13 protein-coding genes are annotated in these 15,580 nt (G+C 51.7%); 8 read left to right on the forward strand and 5 right to left on the reverse strand.

What is annotated here, in order from left to right:
* Positions 1 to 6: 6 nt before the first annotated feature.
* Entirely contained in the window at positions 7 to 1,344 is a 1,338-nt protein-coding gene (locus tag Kalk_RS16905; RefSeq protein WP_233716680.1) for an ABC1 kinase family protein, read from the reverse strand.
* A gap of 470 nt (positions 1,345 to 1,814) precedes the next feature.
* On the opposite strand from Kalk_RS16905, the gene Kalk_RS16910 reads away from it, so the two are divergent.
* Positions 1,815 to 2,633 carry a lysophospholipid acyltransferase family protein gene (locus Kalk_RS16910; protein WP_101896369.1) on the forward strand — a complete coding sequence of 273 codons (819 nt, stop codon included), beginning with the start codon at positions 1,815 to 1,817 and terminating at the stop codon, positions 2,631 to 2,633.
* Positions 2,630 to 3,583, forward strand: a complete 954-nt coding sequence (locus tag Kalk_RS16915; RefSeq protein ID WP_199767946.1) for an SDR family oxidoreductase — start codon at positions 2,630 to 2,632, stop codon at positions 3,581 to 3,583. Before Kalk_RS16910 ends, Kalk_RS16915 begins: the two co-directional genes overlap by 4 nt.
* 75 nt (positions 3,584 to 3,658) lie before the next feature.
* Here Kalk_RS16915 and Kalk_RS16920 read toward each other — a convergent pair whose 3' ends face one another.
* On the reverse strand, positions 3,659 to 4,984 hold the full coding sequence (locus Kalk_RS16920) for an ABC1 kinase family protein (RefSeq protein ID WP_199767947.1): 1,326 nt from the start codon (positions 4,982 to 4,984) through the stop codon (positions 3,659 to 3,661).
* Between the two features lie 288 nt (positions 4,985 to 5,272).
* Between Kalk_RS16920 and Kalk_RS16925 the strand changes: the two genes are divergently transcribed.
* Positions 5,273 to 6,541 (forward strand): serine hydrolase domain-containing protein, encoded by a 1,269-nt coding sequence (locus Kalk_RS16925; RefSeq protein ID WP_233716682.1) that lies wholly within the window; start codon positions 5,273 to 5,275, stop codon positions 6,539 to 6,541.
* A 23-nt stretch (positions 6,542 to 6,564) separates the two neighbouring features.
* Positions 6,565 to 7,464, forward strand: coding sequence for a haloalkane dehalogenase (locus Kalk_RS16930; protein WP_101895377.1), 900 nt, complete (start codon positions 6,565 to 6,567; stop codon positions 7,462 to 7,464).
* A gap of 41 nt (positions 7,465 to 7,505) precedes the next feature.
* Here Kalk_RS16930 and Kalk_RS16935 read toward each other — a convergent pair whose 3' ends face one another.
* Positions 7,506 to 9,587 carry a transglycosylase SLT domain-containing protein gene (locus tag Kalk_RS16935; protein ID WP_158643550.1) on the reverse strand — a complete coding sequence of 694 codons (2,082 nt, stop codon included), beginning with the start codon at positions 9,585 to 9,587 and terminating at the stop codon, positions 7,506 to 7,508.
* A 337-nt stretch (positions 9,588 to 9,924) separates the two neighbouring features.
* Between Kalk_RS16935 and Kalk_RS16940 the strand changes: the two genes are divergently transcribed.
* From Kalk_RS16940 to Kalk_RS16955, 4 genes are all read left to right on the forward strand, one after another.
* Positions 9,925 to 10,284, forward strand: coding sequence for a PilZ domain-containing protein (locus Kalk_RS16940; RefSeq protein WP_101895379.1), 360 nt, complete (start codon positions 9,925 to 9,927; stop codon positions 10,282 to 10,284).
* A 95-nt stretch (positions 10,285 to 10,379) separates the two neighbouring features.
* On the forward strand, positions 10,380 to 11,234 hold the full coding sequence (locus Kalk_RS16945) for a hypothetical protein (RefSeq protein WP_101895380.1): 855 nt from the start codon (positions 10,380 to 10,382) through the stop codon (positions 11,232 to 11,234).
* A gap of 111 nt (positions 11,235 to 11,345) precedes the next feature.
* Positions 11,346 to 12,551 carry an acyl-CoA dehydrogenase family protein gene (locus Kalk_RS16950; protein WP_101895381.1) on the forward strand — a complete coding sequence of 402 codons (1,206 nt, stop codon included), beginning with the start codon at positions 11,346 to 11,348 and terminating at the stop codon, positions 12,549 to 12,551.
* Between the two features lie 23 nt (positions 12,552 to 12,574).
* Entirely contained in the window at positions 12,575 to 13,705 is a 1,131-nt protein-coding gene (locus Kalk_RS16955) for an acyl-CoA dehydrogenase family protein (RefSeq protein WP_101895382.1), read from the forward strand.
* A gap of 63 nt (positions 13,706 to 13,768) precedes the next feature.
* Here the strand turns inward: Kalk_RS16955 and Kalk_RS16960 are convergent, their stop codons facing one another.
* Positions 13,769 to 14,089, reverse strand: coding sequence for a hypothetical protein (locus Kalk_RS16960; RefSeq protein WP_101895383.1), 321 nt, complete (start codon positions 14,087 to 14,089; stop codon positions 13,769 to 13,771).
* Positions 14,090 to 14,227: 138 nt separating this feature from the next.
* Positions 14,228 to 15,481 carry an autotransporter outer membrane beta-barrel domain-containing protein gene (locus tag Kalk_RS16965; RefSeq protein WP_101895384.1) on the reverse strand — a complete coding sequence of 418 codons (1,254 nt, stop codon included), beginning with the start codon at positions 15,479 to 15,481 and terminating at the stop codon, positions 14,228 to 14,230.
* Positions 15,482 to 15,580: the final 99 nt, after the last annotated feature.

A 15,580-nucleotide genomic window follows, 5' to 3' on the forward strand; every position in this document is an offset into this window, starting at 1 on the left:
GCCGCCTTAAGCGGCTTTTCTTAGTACGATCTGATCCACCAGCGGGCGAAATGATACGTTCACGCCCAGATCCACCATGGTCCAGTAATGGCCGCTGATAACCCTGTCAACATGCATCGTCTCCGGTGAGGGCTGGAAGGAGCCAATGTACTTCAAACCGTCCCGTTTGACCTTGCCCAATACACGTTTATGCAGATTCGATGCTGAGAAATCAAAGGGGTCGTAACTTCTGAACGGTGCCATGAAGATGTCGAGCCATTCGCCGTAGAACTCAGGGTCAGGCTTTTTGCCCCCTTCCTGGCGAACGCCGATGGCCAGTAGATGCTTGTCCAGGGTGTCCACTTTGCCTTCTATTGCATCGGCCACCAGTCCGCGCAGCTTTTCAATGGTTTCTTTCGGAATGCGTTTCACCGCGCCAAAATCATACAGAACAATGCTGCCATCCGGGCGGAATGCAAAATTGCCGGGGTGAGGGTCAGAGTGGACTGCGTGCAGATCGTAGATCTGTTTGCCAAAGGTCTCGAAAATTCGATAGCCGATCAGGTTAATGGTGTCTTGACTGTATTGGGGCTGTTTAACCTGCTGGAGCGAGTCACCGGGTACGTAGGAAAGGGTAAGCACCGTTTCTGAAGACAATGATTCGATCAGCTCCGGCATAATGATATAGGGGTGATCCTGGTAGTAATCGCGGAACAGCTTGATGTTCTCGGCCTCGTGTACGTAATCCAGTTCTTCGTACAGCATGCGGCGGATTTCTTCGAAGGTCTGATCGATCACCTCTGGGTTCACCTTCACCAGTCCGGCCAGCTTCAGAGCTCGCTTCAGGTGCTTCAGATCAGAATCGCAGGATTCCTTTACGCCGGGGTATTGGATTTTAACCACACATTCTTCGCCATCTTTGGTGAGCGCTCGGTGCACCTGGCCAATGGACGCTGCTGCGAAGGGGGTTTCATCGAAGTGGGCAAAGAGGTTCTCTGGGGTGTCTCCCAGGGCTTTGATCAGTTGGCGTCGAATCATGGGGTAGGGCATCGGAGGGGACTCTTTTTGCAACACCTCCAGGGCGCTGGCGACTTCCTCCGGCAGCATGTCTTTCACTTGCGAGGCGATCTGCCCCACTTTCATCACGGCTCCTTTCATTTCTCCCAGTGTCTGGGCGATTTGTTTGCCGATGTCCGTGTACAGCTGTTCCTGGCTTTGGGCGTGGCTTTGCTCATCGCGAAACAGCCCCTTAACTTTATGACTTGCCACGTTTTTTGCGATACTGGCAGACATGCCAGCCAGCTTCAAAAAGCGTTTGCCCGGTGTGGTTGCTTTGAAGCGCTTGTCCTCTTTATCCTTTGCCACGAGAATGTAGTCCTCTGTAAACCTGAAATGGCCCCACGACTTTATAATAGTGGTTTATTGGCATGGGTGCGTGAATTTCGTTCAAAGTTCTGGCTGTTTGGGAACCGGCTAAACGGAGTGACTCTACGGTACGCAGAGTCTTATGTAAATAGCTTGTTGACCCTGCCCAGGCGGCGCTTGGATTAATGTTAAAAATCATAACTTTGGTATACTGCGCGGATTGGACGGCCCAAATTTTAAAACTGGCGTATAAATCCATCAGGGATTGATGGGTTGAGGCCTTCAGGCAACACCCTCCTAAAACAATAACAGTTTCCGTCCTGGTTTCATTGCTGATGCGTGCGAGCATCAAAATTCGGAGAGCAGATAGCGTCATGCAGCGTTGGTCGGTTATGGCTGATTGCATTGGCGTGGTTAATGTTCAGGCAAATCCCGTTTGCCTGGTTGGGAATACGTTAAGGCGAGAATTCATGAGTGTCCGAGATTTTCTGAAGAATCTTCTGGTTTCTAAGGAGACAGAAGCAATTGTGGATAAGATACCCAAGCCTGTGGGCTCCTTTGGTTATGATCCCTGGGGTTACAACACTGACGCAGTAAAAATTGCGCTCAGTGTGATGCGCCCGATTTATGAGGATTATTTCCGGGTGGAGGCATTTGGCCTGGAAAATATCCCTGCCAATGGGCGGCTGTTGGTGATTGCCAATCACAGCGGCCAGTTACCCTTTGATGGCAGTTTGGTGGGATACGCTATGGCCACCAGCCCACACACTCCACGGGTCGTGCGTGTTATGGTGGAGCGCTGGTTTCCGACTATTCCTTTTGTTGGCAACATATTCAATGAGATGGGCGCAGTATTGGGTGACCCCATCAACTGCGGCAAGATGTTGCGCAATGAAGAGGCCATTGTAGTGTTCCCTGAGGGGGTGCGTGGTTCGGGCAAAACCTGGGATAAACGCTATAAATTGCAGCGTTTCGGTCTGGGCTTTATGCATTTGGCCATGACCGAGAATACGCCCATTATCCCTGTGGGAATCGTGGGCTGTGAGGAAACCATGCCGACCCCGTTTCATTTGAAACGCTTGGCCCGGCTGTTTGGTATGCCTTACCTGCCGGTGACCACGCCAATCCCTCTGCCTGCCAAGGTGCGCTTGTATTTCGGTGAACCGATGATGTTTGAAGGGCCGGTAAGCAGTGAGGATGATGTGGCGGTTAAAGTGGAGCGGGTTAAAGATGAAATCAACAAGTTGATCCAGCGAGGCTTGCAGGAAAGGAGTGGGTGGTTCGAATGATTCACAAACATAAACCGGAAATTCTGGTGACCGGTGCCGGTGGCTCCTTGGCTCAGTACGTTATTAATGAGCTGAAAAGAGATTACCACATCGTATTGGTGGATTTTCGTCGCAGGGTTCAGTTGGAAGAGGGCATGTCCAGTTATCGCGTAGAGTATAACAAGCGCGGCTTTGAGGACATTTTCCGCAAACATAAAATCGAGGCGGTTATTCATCTGGGGCGTATGGGTCTCTATGAGTCCACCCATCGTAATCGTTACAACCACAATGTATTGGGCACTCAGCGGCTGCTGGATTTGTGTCACAAGTATGAAGTGAAGAAAGTGGTGGTGCTGTCTACGTATTTTGTTTATGGCGCCAGCCCCTACAACCCGGCGTTGTTGACCGAAGAGGCACCCTTGAAGGCCTCCGAACTGACCATGGACCTGGTGGATTCGGTTGAGCTGGAAAACCTGGCCAATATTTATCTGTGGAAGTATCCAGAGCTGAATATCACCATTCTGCGGCCCTGTAATATCGCCGGCCCCGGAGTGTTGAATTCATTGAGCCTGTTGCTGTCCAGTAGCATGGCTCCTGTGTTGATGGGCTTTTCGCCTATGATGCAGTTTATTCATGTCGAAGACATGGCGCACGGCGTTGTGTTGGCGTTCAAACAGAATAAGCCTGGGGTCTATAATGTGGCCGCCGACGATTGGGTTAGCTATCAGGAGGCGGTGACTCAGTGCGGGTGTCGCCGTATGCCCATTCCTTCGATTCCTGAAGGTTTGCCGCGCCTGATTAGTAAACGCATGAACTGGAAAGGCTGGCCGCCTTACCTGGTGAATTACTACAAATACCCCGTCATCATTGATGGCAGTTTGTTTAGTAAAACCTTTGGGTTTAAGCCCCATCGCAGCCTGGATGACATTTTCTCCTACTATCGGGAGAAAAAGGAAATGGGCATTCTATAGAGCGTTTGGTGCAGAGCAGTGAGTGCGATTGGGTGAGTGGTTGCACCCAATCGCGTTTATCGGGGGGGCGAACGATCAGTGAATCATGTTCCAGTCCATGTCTGGCGTGATGTTCAAGCGCTCATCCATGTAGATATTGGATTCCATGGCCAGTAACCGCACATAGCGATCAAAATACAGCAGCTGCTTCAGCAGTAGCGCAAATTCACGGGGGAAATGAATGCCATGGCGTTTGCCGATTCCCACTAAGTCCATCATCACTTTGTTAACTTCATGCTCGCTGACCGAGGCCATGTCACCTGCGCTCAGATCCACGTCGGGCATTACCCGATCCATTCTTGAGTAAAGATCCTCAATGTCCTGAGCCAGACGATCGGTGTTGACTTCTTCATCTGTCATGCCGATGCCCAGCATGGCCTCGGCCATTTCTCGGTAGTTTTCTTGGCCAATTGCATAGATGAACTTGGAGACGGACTCCCAGGTGCTGGGCTTGATACGGCCTACGATGCCGAAATCAATAAAGCCAACGCGGCCATCTTTCAGTACCAGTAGATTGCCTGCATGCACGTCGGCGTGGAATGAATCGCAGAACAGCAGACTGGAGAACCAGGTGTTCATGGCGGTGATCAATGTCGATTCGGAATCGTCCACAATATGCTGGATGCTTTCCAGATCGGTGAAAGGCACGCCGTAGAAACGCTCCATGGTCAGCACGCGCATGGTGGATGCCTGTTCGTACACTTTGGGGGCGGTGGCCTGGGTGTTGCCGGTTTCGTCCAGAAACTTGTGGAAATCCGCAATATTTTTGGCTTCCTGGTAGAAATCGCATTCGGCCAGCATGCCTTTCTGGATTTCATCCACGATAGCGGAAAGGGATGCCATGCTGAGGTTGGGCACAAAATATTCCAGGATGCGCGCACCCACATAGAGGAAGTTCAGATCCGTCAGCAGGATATTCTCCACGCCGGGCTTTTGCACTTTAACCACCACGTCTTCACCGCTGACTAATTTGGCGGCATACACTTGTGCGATGGAGGCTGAGGCCAGCGGTACAGGATCAAATTCGGCAAAGACCGTCTCCAGTGACTTACCCAGTTCCTGCTCCAAAACCCGTTTCATGGTGTAGAAAGGCACCGGGGTGGTTTTGTCCAGACACAACTGGAACTCTGCCACGTAGTCATCGGGGAACACCGACGGTGAGCTGGCGATGAATTGCCCTAATTTTATGTAGGTGGTGCCGAGGCGCTCGAAGGTCTGGCGCAGCAATATAGGAGCAGGGGGGCGTTCACCCATCAGCCAGTCGGCACCGGTCTGTGCCAATATACGAACAGTCTGACCGATTCGGAACGCACCTTTGATGCCGGCGCTGAGCTTGCTGATTCCGGATTTGTTTGTTGCCATGGGTTAACACCTTGAAAAGTCTAAAATTCTTCCTTGATGGACGTCAGTTTCCCTAACTTAATTGGGAAGCGCGTTACCATTTTACACGCATTGTCATCCCGGCGGTATGCCATTGAGTGTTTAATCAGAAGTTGCAGGTGCAAATGGTCGACAGGGTGTATAATTTTACGTAGGCTTATCGCCCTATTTGTTTAAAAGATGCTGATTTGACGGGGGTTTTTCCACCGTATCAACGGCTAGTTCAGTTGTAATAGTTCAGAGGGGGCCGCTTCGGCGGACGCAGTAATCATGATGGCATTACCTAACCCGTTAGGGATGATTGAAAACAATATTCAGGTTCCCAAATCCCTGCAGGATATCACCCGCATTGCGGACAATGAGATAAATCCAGAGTGGCTTGGGCTCACTGAACACGATCGTGATGTGATCTGGAAAGCGGTGAAAGATCTATACCGCACTGGCGCTTATCCCGCGCTGTCAATTTGTATTCGCCGCCATGGCGAAATTCTGCTGAATCGCTCCATCGGTCACGCCAAGGGTAATGGGCCGGGTGAGGTGGGGCTGGAGAAAGTCGTTGCCACACCGGACACGCCGTTCTGCCTGTTCTCCGCATCAAAAGCGATTACCGCTATGCTGATCCATTTGTTGGAGGAGCGTAGTCAGATCAATTTGATGAACCCTGTGAGCTTTTACGTTCCCGAGTTTGCCGCCCACGGTAAAAAGCACATTACCGTTCAACAGATTTTGTCTCATCGTGCAGGCATTGCTTCGTTTAAAAATATTAATCCTGAAGTGTTGTTTAATCATGATGAGATCATGCAGCTGATTTATGATGCAGAGCCCACTGACGTACACGGTCGCGAGTTGGCCTATCATGCGCTTACCGGTGGTTATGTGCTGGGCGAGCTGGTGAACAGAATCACCGGTGAAAGCATTGCTGAGTTCATGCGTAAGAATGTGCAGGAGCCGATGGGCATGCGCAATTTCAATTACGGTGCGCAGGATGATCGATATCCAGAAATAGCCACAAATTATCTGACCGGGTTCCCGGTAGTGTTTCCTGTAAAACAATTTATAAAGCGCGTATTGGGCGCGGATCTGGCTACAGCCATAGAGCTGTCTAATGATCCTCGCTTCTATCAGCAAGTGATTCCTGCCGGTAATATCACCGCAACGGCCGAAGAGTGTTCTCGATTTTTTCAGTGCTTGTTGAGCGGTGGAGAGCATGAAGGCAAGCGTATCTTTCAACCGGTAACCATCGAGCGTGCGGTGCGTGAGGTGAACGCGACCGAGCTGGATCGAACCCTGTTGGTGCCGATGCGCTACAGTGCCGGCATGATGCTGGGCAATTACCCTATAGGCTTGTTTGGGCCTGCTGCGCCGAAAGCCTATGGCCATATCGGGCTGACCAATAATTTCTGCTGGGCTGATCCGGAGCGTATGACCTCAGTGTCTTTGCTGACCTCCGGTAACCCTGTGGTGGGCACTCATGTGCTGCGACTGGTGATGCTGCTCACCACCATTTCCCGGCGTTGCAAAAAAGTGTTTCGCCAATAGGGTCTGTTACGTTAGAGGTTGTTATGGAATTTGTGCGCACACCGGAAAGTCGTTTTGAACGTTTGGCGGATTATCCTTTTGAGGGACATTACTGCGAGCTGACCTCTGATGGAATGCGCATGCATTATCTGGACGAAGGCCCATCCGATGCTGATCCGGTGTTAATGTTGCACGGTGAGCCCAGTTGGAGCTACCTGTATCGCCATATGATTCCCATTGTGGCGGCGGCAGGTCACCGGGTGATTGCTCCTGATCTGATTGGATTCGGTAAGTCTGACAAGCCCACATCGATGGCAGATTATTCTTATCAGGCTCACATGGATTGGATGCTGGCCTTTGTGGAAAGTCTGGATCTGAACAATATCACGCTGGTGTGTCAGGATTGGGGGTCGCTGATTGGGTTGCGTCTGGCGGCAGAACAACAACAGCGCTTTAAAGCCATTGTGGTGGGTAATGGCATGTTACCTACGGGCGAGCAGAAAGTGCCAGCGGCGTTTCAGTTATGGAAGAATTTTGCGCTGTATAGCCCGTGGTTCCCCATTGCCCGCATCATCAATTCCGGTACCTTCAAGACATTGGGGCCAGAAGAGCGAAAAGCCTACGATGCACCATTCCCTTCCGCGAAATATAAGGCCGGTGCGCGAGCGTTTCCGCGTCTGGTTCCAGTTTCCGCCGATGATCCCGCAACCCAGGCGAATAAGGCCGCATGGCGCGTGTTGGAGCAGTGGCAGAAACCCTTTCTGACTACGTTCAGCAATGGTGATCCTATTACCCGTGGTGGTGATACGTTTATGCAGGAGCGCATCCCCGGCGCTAAAGGGCAGCCTCATCAGACTTTAGTGGGCGGCCATTTTTTACAGGAAGATTCCCCCGTCGCGTTCGCCCGCGCCATCAATGATCTGCTGGTGAATCTGCAGCGCTAGCCGCAGAGCCACCGTATTTTACCGCTACGGCTGCATATGTATCAGCGCATGGCGGTGGCTTGCATTTTCTTTGCAGGTATCAACTTCAAGGCGTTGGACAGTTTCACTTCTTTGCCCAAGTGATGCCGATAAATTGCCTGATAGGTGAGGATGTTCTTCACGTAGTTACGGGTTTCGTGGAACGGAATGGTTTCCACCCAAATGTCGCCACTGACGGGCAGGAATTCGGGTTGCCAGGCTTGGGCACGATGAGGCCCGGCGTTGTAGGCTGCAGTGGCCAGAATGATATTGCCGTTGAAGCGTTGCTGCAGTTGGCGCATATAGTGCGTGCCTAGGCGCACATTGGTGTCGGGCGTCAGCATGTCGCGTGTGCTGGGGGAGGGCATGCCCAAGTCGCGGGATAACTGTTGTGCCGTGCGAGGCATAATCTGCATCATGCCCATGGCCCCCACCGGGCTGCGGGCTTGCGCCGAGAAGGCGCTCTCCTGGCGGATCAGAGAAAACACCCAGTCCAGTTCCAGCCCCGATTGACTGGCGTATTTGTTTACTACGGATTCATAGGCAGTAGGAAATCGAATTTCAAGATTGTTGTAGGCGTCGGAGTCGTAGGCTGCGCGTATGGCCGGGTGGTGCCAGCCCCAGATGAATGCCAAATGCGCCATTACGCTGCGCTGTTGTTCATCAGAACGGCGTATCAGATGCTCCCATTCAGAACGAGCCAACGGCTGTTCGTTCATCAGGTGTAGCTCGCGGGCGCGCTGCACGGCGGGTAGAGCGATGAGCTGGTTCAATGCTTCTTCAGTGACCTGGGTGGGCTTTATATTCAGATCGAGGGGCTGCTTCAGGCGTTCACTGGCCAGGAAGCCGTAGTAATTTCTGTGTTTGGAGAGCGCTTGCAGGCGCTGTTCCGGTTGATGCGGCATAAATTTGCTGGCCACCACGGAGGGAGGCAGCAGATCCAGGAACTGATCCTTATTGTACAGAGCTTGGGAAAATCGCTGCTGGAACGAGATGATATCCACATGATACTGATCAATGCGAATCTTGGGCAGGCGCTCAGCGTCGATTGGCCCCAGCTTTTGTTCCGCCCGGGACAGCCAGTAACGCCAGCCTTCTTCGTTGGCTTCCTTTTCGCCCAGCAGTGCCAGCCATAATTTGAGACGAGGCCAATCCTGCTCATACAGAGCATGACGAATACCGAGGGGAATCAGTTCGTCATCTGATCCGTACTGGGCTGCCTGGCTCAGCCAAAACTCTGCATTGTCTTTTTTACGGATGGCCAACACACTGGCAAATTCGTTGGCGACCTTGGCGCGCTCTGCTGCGCTGAAATTGAATGCGCTTTGGTAGGTTGGCCACAGCTTCTGGGCCAGCTCCTCATCTTTTCGAATCAGGCGGGAGAACGCCGTTACCAGCATCGGCCGCGCGTCATCGCCCCATTTCTGATAGCGTTTTATGTATTTCAGTCGGCGAGGATCGCGATACAGATCACGCCATTCCCGTGAAAGAGGCTTTAATTCCTTGGGCAGGTGGTTTTCAAGGTAGCGCGCCAGTTGCAGTTTGCGATTGGCCATCGCCATGGCTGTGCGCTCCCAGGCCAGCGCACCGTCCATTTCGCCGGTGGTTTTCCAGACCTCAAACAATGGATCGCAGGCGCGGTCTTGCGAATCCCCTACCAACCACAGACGACGGGCACCGGCAAAGGCTTCCAGACGATCGCCGACCTTATATTGCGCCCAGTAGTAATAGCAGTCGAACTCGCTCGAATACTGCCCCAGGCGGTATTCCTGCAGAAACGTATCCCAGTCTTTCTGATCTGCCAGGTTTTTTACCCAGCGCCTACGCAGCCAGCTGGCTGTGGGAGAGTCAGAAAATTCGGTAATAAACTCGTCCAGCTCTTCTTTATCCACGGAGCTGATATAACGGCTGTATTCTTTGTATTTGAGATACGGGTAGAGTGGGTAGTCCCGTAGAGTCTCTGCTTCTTCCTGAAAGCGCTTGCGCTGGCCCTTGGTAAGCAGTTTGAGGGTGTTGGTGTAGTGCTGACGCTGGGCCTCCCAGGCGGCCTCCTGATTGGCCTGTAAGGAAAGCGCGTAGTTGGCGTGACACAGGCTGGATGCCATGCACACCCAAAAAAGCACCATCGGTCGGAGCCGTTTAAATTGGTTTGCGTAATTTGCTGCTTTTTGCACTGAGATATACCATCAATACGGTTCGCTCTATTCTATAATCATTAGCAGATAAGGCGAGAAATTTCAGGTGGTTAAGGTTTTTTGCCTAAATCTTTTCTGGAATTGGACAAATATAGTCCGCATTGGTAAGTTTCTGATCTATAGGCGTTGTTTAAATTCTCACAGACCTGTGTTGTGGTCACGCCAATGAACGCTAAACTTAGTAATCACCAACACACTATTTGGGTCATGGATTTAATTGGCCTTTTGAGCGCGAATTTCGGGGATTATGGAAAAAAGAATCAGAGAAAAACGTGTCATACAAAGACACCACTTAAAATACTACCTGAGCGTGTACAATCGCAAGACCGGTAAGTCCATCGGTTATATTGTGAATATTTCTACCGAAGGCCTGCGCTTGGTCAGTCATATTCCACTGCTGACGCACAGCGTCTTTCAGTTTCGCATTAAGCTGCCCCGCGAGATTGAGGGGGCTCGCAATATTGATTTTGATGCGTTGAGCTGCTGGTGTCGGCCGGATGTCAGCCCGGACTGTTTTGATACCGGGTTTAAGTTGATTGATCCGCCGCAGGAGCTGATGTCGTTGATTGAGGGTTTGAGCAGTTACTTCAGCTTTAAACTCGATTGATTCACAGATCCGGTGTTCTTTCGTACAGTGCCAGTTGCCCGCCAGCGGTGTTGCTGTCAAAATCATCCGGTGATATTTAACTCACTGATGCGAATATGATTAAACGATTTGTTCCCCACATGCTTGCCGCGTGCCTGACGCTGGTTGCCGCGTCGTCGGTTTCCGCGCTCCCTGCCGACATTGAGGCGGATCGCCTGGTTCTGGCGGCAGAAGAAAAACTGGGTGCCCAGGATTATGAGGCAGCCCGCGGTTATCTGGATCGCGTTGATGGCTTGAAAGTCACGCCTGTTCCCAAGTTTTATTACCTGTCGGGTCAAATTGCTTTTCACTATGGTGAGCTGAGCAAGGCCAGCGAGCTGCTGTCCCAATACGTGGAGGAGGCCGGGCGCGAAGGCGATGCCTACGAGGACGCACTGCGTAAGATTACTCAGATCGAAGAACAAATGCAGTCTCAGGAGGCGGTGTCCCAGTCTCGTGATCAGTTGCGGGATATCAAGGCAGCCAGCGGCATTGAACGTGAAGATACGGCTGGTCAGGCTTATGATGAGAAGATCCGTAAGCTCTACATCGCACCGAGTTTGAAAGATTCACTGGTTTTGCATATTAATAGCCTGCTCAGCTCCTATGAGTACATGGAAGGCCGCATCAAAAACCGAAAAACCTCTGAGCGGCTCGAGTTCCAGGTGTCGCTACAGGGCACCTCACAGCTCTCAGTCGCCCGCAAGCAGGTTAAACCCGCCAACAGTGGCCAGTCCTCTATATCCACCAGTACCATTGATGCGTTTGGGGTCAATCCATTCGTGTCTTATCGGTGCAGCAGTGCAGCGGATCAGTGCCAGATCAAGCACCCTGTAACCGGGGCTGAGTGGATTGTGATTGCTGCCGATGAAAGCGCAGCCAAAGAGCTTTCCACTGCACTGACTCGCCTAATCAAAGCATTACAAAGATAGTTTTCGCCATCGACTGATCGTTCACGTCATTGGAAAATACTGCAAAACAACTTCTAACTAAGCATCGACTTGGATTTAGGAGCAGTCTTTTGCTGTTTTCCAGAGGTGAATATGGATCTGTCTGTGAAGCCGGAATACCGGCAATTTCGCGAAGAAGTACGTGAATTCCTCAATCAAGCACTAACCGACGACATCCGTGCAGCGGGGCGTTTGGGCACCAGTGTTTTCCACGATAAAGAGCGCGCCATGGCCTGGCAGAAGATTCTGCATGCCAAGGGCTGGGTCGCTCCCCATTGGCCGGTGGCTTATGGCGGGACAGGGTGGGATGTAGTGCAGCGCTCTATTTTTGCCGAAGAATCCCTCCAGGCCGACGCCCCTATGCTGATCCCCATGGGGCTGCAAATGTGTGGCCCTTGCATTATTGGTTGCGGCACACAGGAGCAGAAAGACTACTATCTGCCCCGTATCCTTTCTGGCGAGGATTTCTGGTGCCAGGGTTATTCTGAGCCGGGTGCAGGATCTGATCTGGCTGCGCTGCAGACCAGCGCGGTATCTGACGGTGACGATTACATTGTCAACGGCGCCAAAATCTGGACTACCTACGCCCATTACGCCAATAAGATCTTCTGTCTGGTGCGCACCGATAAAGAGTGCAAGCCGCAGCAGGGCATTACCTTTTTGTTGATGGATATGGATGCACCGGGCGTGACCGTGGAGCCCATCATCGGTCTGGATGGGGTGCGGGAACAGAACACCGTTTACTTTGACAATGTGCGAGTACCTAAAAAGAATCGCATCGGGGAAGAAAACCAGGGTTGGACCGTGGCCAAGTTCCTGCTCACGTTCGAGCGGGGTGGCCAGGAGTATGCCCCCGGCCTGTATCAATATCTCCGCCACATCAAAGCGGCCGCTGAGCAAGAGGGTGATGGCTTTGGCGGGCGTCTGGCTGATGATCCGCATTTCATGCGCCGTGTCAGTGAGGTGGAAATTCAGATCAGCGCTCTGGAATTTACCGAAAACCGTATTAAAGCAGCGCTGGGCAGTGGGCAAAGCCCTGGGGCCGTGGCTTCGATGACCAAAATTGTCGGTACCGAGCTGAGTCAGAAGCTCACCGAGCTTGCGATTGAAGCAGTTGGTGTTGCTGGTTTGCCGTGGCAGTTGGATGCCCTTGAACCTGGCGCAGGCGTCGCGCCTATCGGCCCTGAATATGCTCTTACAGCCATGCCGCGCTATCTCAATACGCGGGCCACCACTATTTACGGTGGTTCCAATGAGATTCAGCGCGGCATTATCGCGAAAATGGTATTGGGCTTGTAGGGTTTAGCGAGAGGAAGCGTATTGTGAATTTTGAGTTATCTGAAGAGCAACAAATGCTGGTGGACAGCATCAGTAAGTTTCTGCACAACGATTATGATTTTGATACCCGCCGTAAAATAGCCGCTACAGAGCTGGGTTACAGTGCAGAAAACTGGAGAATGTTTGCAGAGCTGGGCTGGCTCAGCGTGCCGTTTGCAGAAGAGAACGGTGGCTTTGGCGGTACGGCTGTGGATCTGATGTTAATGATGGAAGCCTTTGGCAAAGCGCTTATCACCGAACCGTTTATTCCCACTGTGATTCTGGGCGGACGTCTGGTGGAAGCCCTGGGTGATGCCGGGCAGAAGCAGTCGCTGCTGGCGGCGGTTATTCAGGGTGAGTTGCAAATGGCATTGGCCTATGAAGAACCTGGCTCCCGCGGCAACCCTGCCTGCTTGGCGACTCAGGCTAAGGCAGTAGGCGCTGATTATGTTCTCACCGGTGAGAAGGTTATGGTGTTGAATGGCCATGCTGCCGACAAACTTCTGGTAACCGCTCGCACCTCGGGCAGCTTGACGCAGCGCGAAGGCGTCAGTCTGTTTGTAATTGATGCTGATGCAGACGGTGTCGACATTACAGGTTACCCGACGATGGAAGGCGGGCGCGCAGCTAATGTCGTTTTAAATGGGGTGAAAGTTGCTGCTGCCCAGCGGCTGGGTGTTGAGGGTCAGGCGTTGGCTGCCGTTGAAACGGTACTGGATGAAGCCACAATTGCCATTGGCTCCGAAGCTGTTGGTGCAATGGAAGTGCTCTATAAAACAACAGTGGAGTACTGCAAAACCCGCAAGCAATTCGGCATGCCTATTGGTAAGTTTCAGGTGTTACAGCATCGTATGGTGGATATGTTTATGGCTCACGAGCTGACCCAATCCACCATGTACATGGCGGGGCTGCGCAATCTTGAAGGTGGTGATGTGGCTCGTAAAGCAGCGTCAGCATTTAAAGTTCAGGTAGGTAAAGCGGGGCGCTACATTGGTCAGCAAGCAGTTCAACTACACGGTGGTATGGGTATGACCGATGAGTTAAACGTTGGCTATTACTTCAAACGTCTGACCGCTATAGACGCGCTACTGGGGAACACGGATTACCATCTAACCCGCTATGGCGCCATTGCTTGAGCTGTAAATATCCGTGATTATATACTAGGGCCTGACTTTCGTAGTCAGGCCTTTTTTACGGTGCTAGGCGGAGTGGGCGTGAACCTGCTTGGATAAAGCCTCAATATTCGCTTCCAGCTCAGCAATCTGTTTGTTCAATTCGATAATACGGGTAATGTCCTTCAGCGGAACCCCAATCAGCTCTTTGCGCAGATTGGCCAGTTTGCGCCTGGCGATAGCCAGCAGATCAAGGTTTTTAACTATATCGCTCTGATCATCAAACACATAGTGTGCCTGCTCGAACAGATCCTGCTGCGGGGAGTGGCCTTCACTTTTCCCAATGAACACACCTTCTTCATTGTAGTAATGATATTCCCGCATATCGTCGGGGTCAGAATCCCACATACTAAACCTCAAAATTCGTTGGGGTAGTATTCTTGTTAGTTGTGTAACAGGGATCTGGCAAGAAACGGAGGGCGCTTAGACAGGAAGGTTCTGTTGATCGCCGCTGTTACTACCAGCGGCGATCAAAACCGGCAAGAATTAGAACTCCAGGCGGGCTCCAGCGGAAATAGTGCTGAGGTCGGTGTCGTCGTAGCTAAGTACTTCTTCATAGTTGATGAAGGCTGAAATGCCGTGTGGCATCACTGCAGACAGGCCAACGCTGACTTCGTACCAGGAGGTGTCCGGGTCATCAGGGGTGATAGAGAACTGATCTTGTGGGCTTTCAACAAATCGACCGACGATAAGGTCTCTGTCGTCTTCCAGTTCGGTTCGCCAGATCGCTTTTGCGTGGGGAACCAGAACGCCCCAGCTAAAGCTTTTGGCGTAGGATGTTTGGCCGCCCATGGTGAAAATCATCGATTTTACATCTTGAGTGTCGAATGATGCGTGCCAAGGTGTGTCGCTTTGTTCACTGAAAGCATCGATCTGGCCGTCCAGATAGTCAAGGCCTGACAGGGGGCCATAGCTCCAGCCACCTTGGTTGAAATCGAATGACCCTGCGACGCTAATGTAGTACATGGAGTTGTCGGTATTCCCAACGGCTTCACCACCGGGGAGTTGACGCACACTATCAAATTCTCCAGTGGAGTAACCGATCGTGGTATCCACCGCAAAATTTTCGCGATACCAGCTGCTGTACAGAAGAATGTGATCGGAAGAGTTATCGGTTTGGTCGTTGTAAGTGTTGTACTTTAATTCAGTTTCAGTGTGGCCGTACGCGATACCGACTAACCATTGCGCGTTGAGTTGCCAGTCCAAGCCTACGGTGTAATGTTCTGTTGTTAGGTCATACCCCATTTCGTAATCGGTATCGTCTTGAGAGCCATCTACCATAGAGCCGCTTAAAAAGGCACTTAGTTTACCTGCAGAAAAAAGCTCGCTACTGGCCATTCCGCCGTAATAGGCTTCAAGCTCTGGGCTCAACAGCGCGGTGCTTTCGTTATTGGCATGTTGCTGCTGACGTCGACCGCTAAGGTGGTTGCCGATATTGCTGATCTGGTCACTGCTGATTTGAACTAGCGAGGTGTGCAGCGCAGGTTCTTCATCGGGAGTAATCTGAGCCTGAGCTTCTTGATATGAAGGATCGTCACTGGTTTCAGAGAAGCATGCGTCGGCGAAAGTTTCAAAGTCGTAATCACCGCCTTCGCTTTGGCTGATTTCCTGGCAAACGTCGTCGATAACACTCTCGAATCCAATCTGATTTTGGTTTGACCATGCTAATTGGCTTAAAAGTGAGCCCAATAGGATGATTGATAGTTCCACTGGATTTAAAATTGTTCGGCTGAAGTGCATGCTTCCCCCCAGGGATGGTGATGTTTTATTGGTCGGGGCATTCTATCGGGTTTTAGATGAGCCTAAAAGAGAACGATTCTGCAATTGGAATGTGTGTAT

The sequence above is a fragment of the Ketobacter alkanivorans genome (assembly GCF_002863865.1).
Classification (GTDB): Bacteria; Pseudomonadota; Gammaproteobacteria; order Pseudomonadales; family Ketobacteraceae; genus Ketobacter; species Ketobacter alkanivorans.

Coding starts and splice junctions, on each gene's coding strand:
- Kalk_RS16935 (WP_158643550.1), bottom strand. CDS start 9,587: ATGGCATCCAGCCTGTGTCACGCCAACTACGCGCTTTCCTTACAGGCC.
- Kalk_RS16965 (WP_101895384.1), bottom strand. CDS start 15,481: ATGCACTTCAGCCGAACAATTTTAAATCCAGTGGAACTATCAATCATC.
- Kalk_RS16945 (WP_101895380.1), top strand. CDS start 10,380: ATGATTAAACGATTTGTTCCCCACATGCTTGCCGCGTGCCTGACGCTG.
- Kalk_RS16915 (WP_199767946.1), top strand. CDS start 2,630: ATGATTCACAAACATAAACCGGAAATTCTGGTGACCGGTGCCGGTGGC.
- Kalk_RS16940 (WP_101895379.1), top strand. CDS start 9,925: ATGGAAAAAAGAATCAGAGAAAAACGTGTCATACAAAGACACCACTTA.
- Kalk_RS16910 (WP_101896369.1), top strand. CDS start 1,815: ATGAGTGTCCGAGATTTTCTGAAGAATCTTCTGGTTTCTAAGGAGACA.
- Kalk_RS16920 (WP_199767947.1), bottom strand. CDS start 4,984: ATGGCAACAAACAAATCCGGAATCAGCAAGCTCAGCGCCGGCATCAAA.
- Kalk_RS16950 (WP_101895381.1), top strand. CDS start 11,346: ATGGATCTGTCTGTGAAGCCGGAATACCGGCAATTTCGCGAAGAAGTA.
- Kalk_RS16925 (WP_233716682.1), top strand. CDS start 5,273: ATGATGGCATTACCTAACCCGTTAGGGATGATTGAAAACAATATTCAG.
- Kalk_RS16930 (WP_101895377.1), top strand. CDS start 6,565: ATGGAATTTGTGCGCACACCGGAAAGTCGTTTTGAACGTTTGGCGGAT.
- Kalk_RS16960 (WP_101895383.1), bottom strand. CDS start 14,089: ATGTGGGATTCTGACCCCGACGATATGCGGGAATATCATTACTACAAT.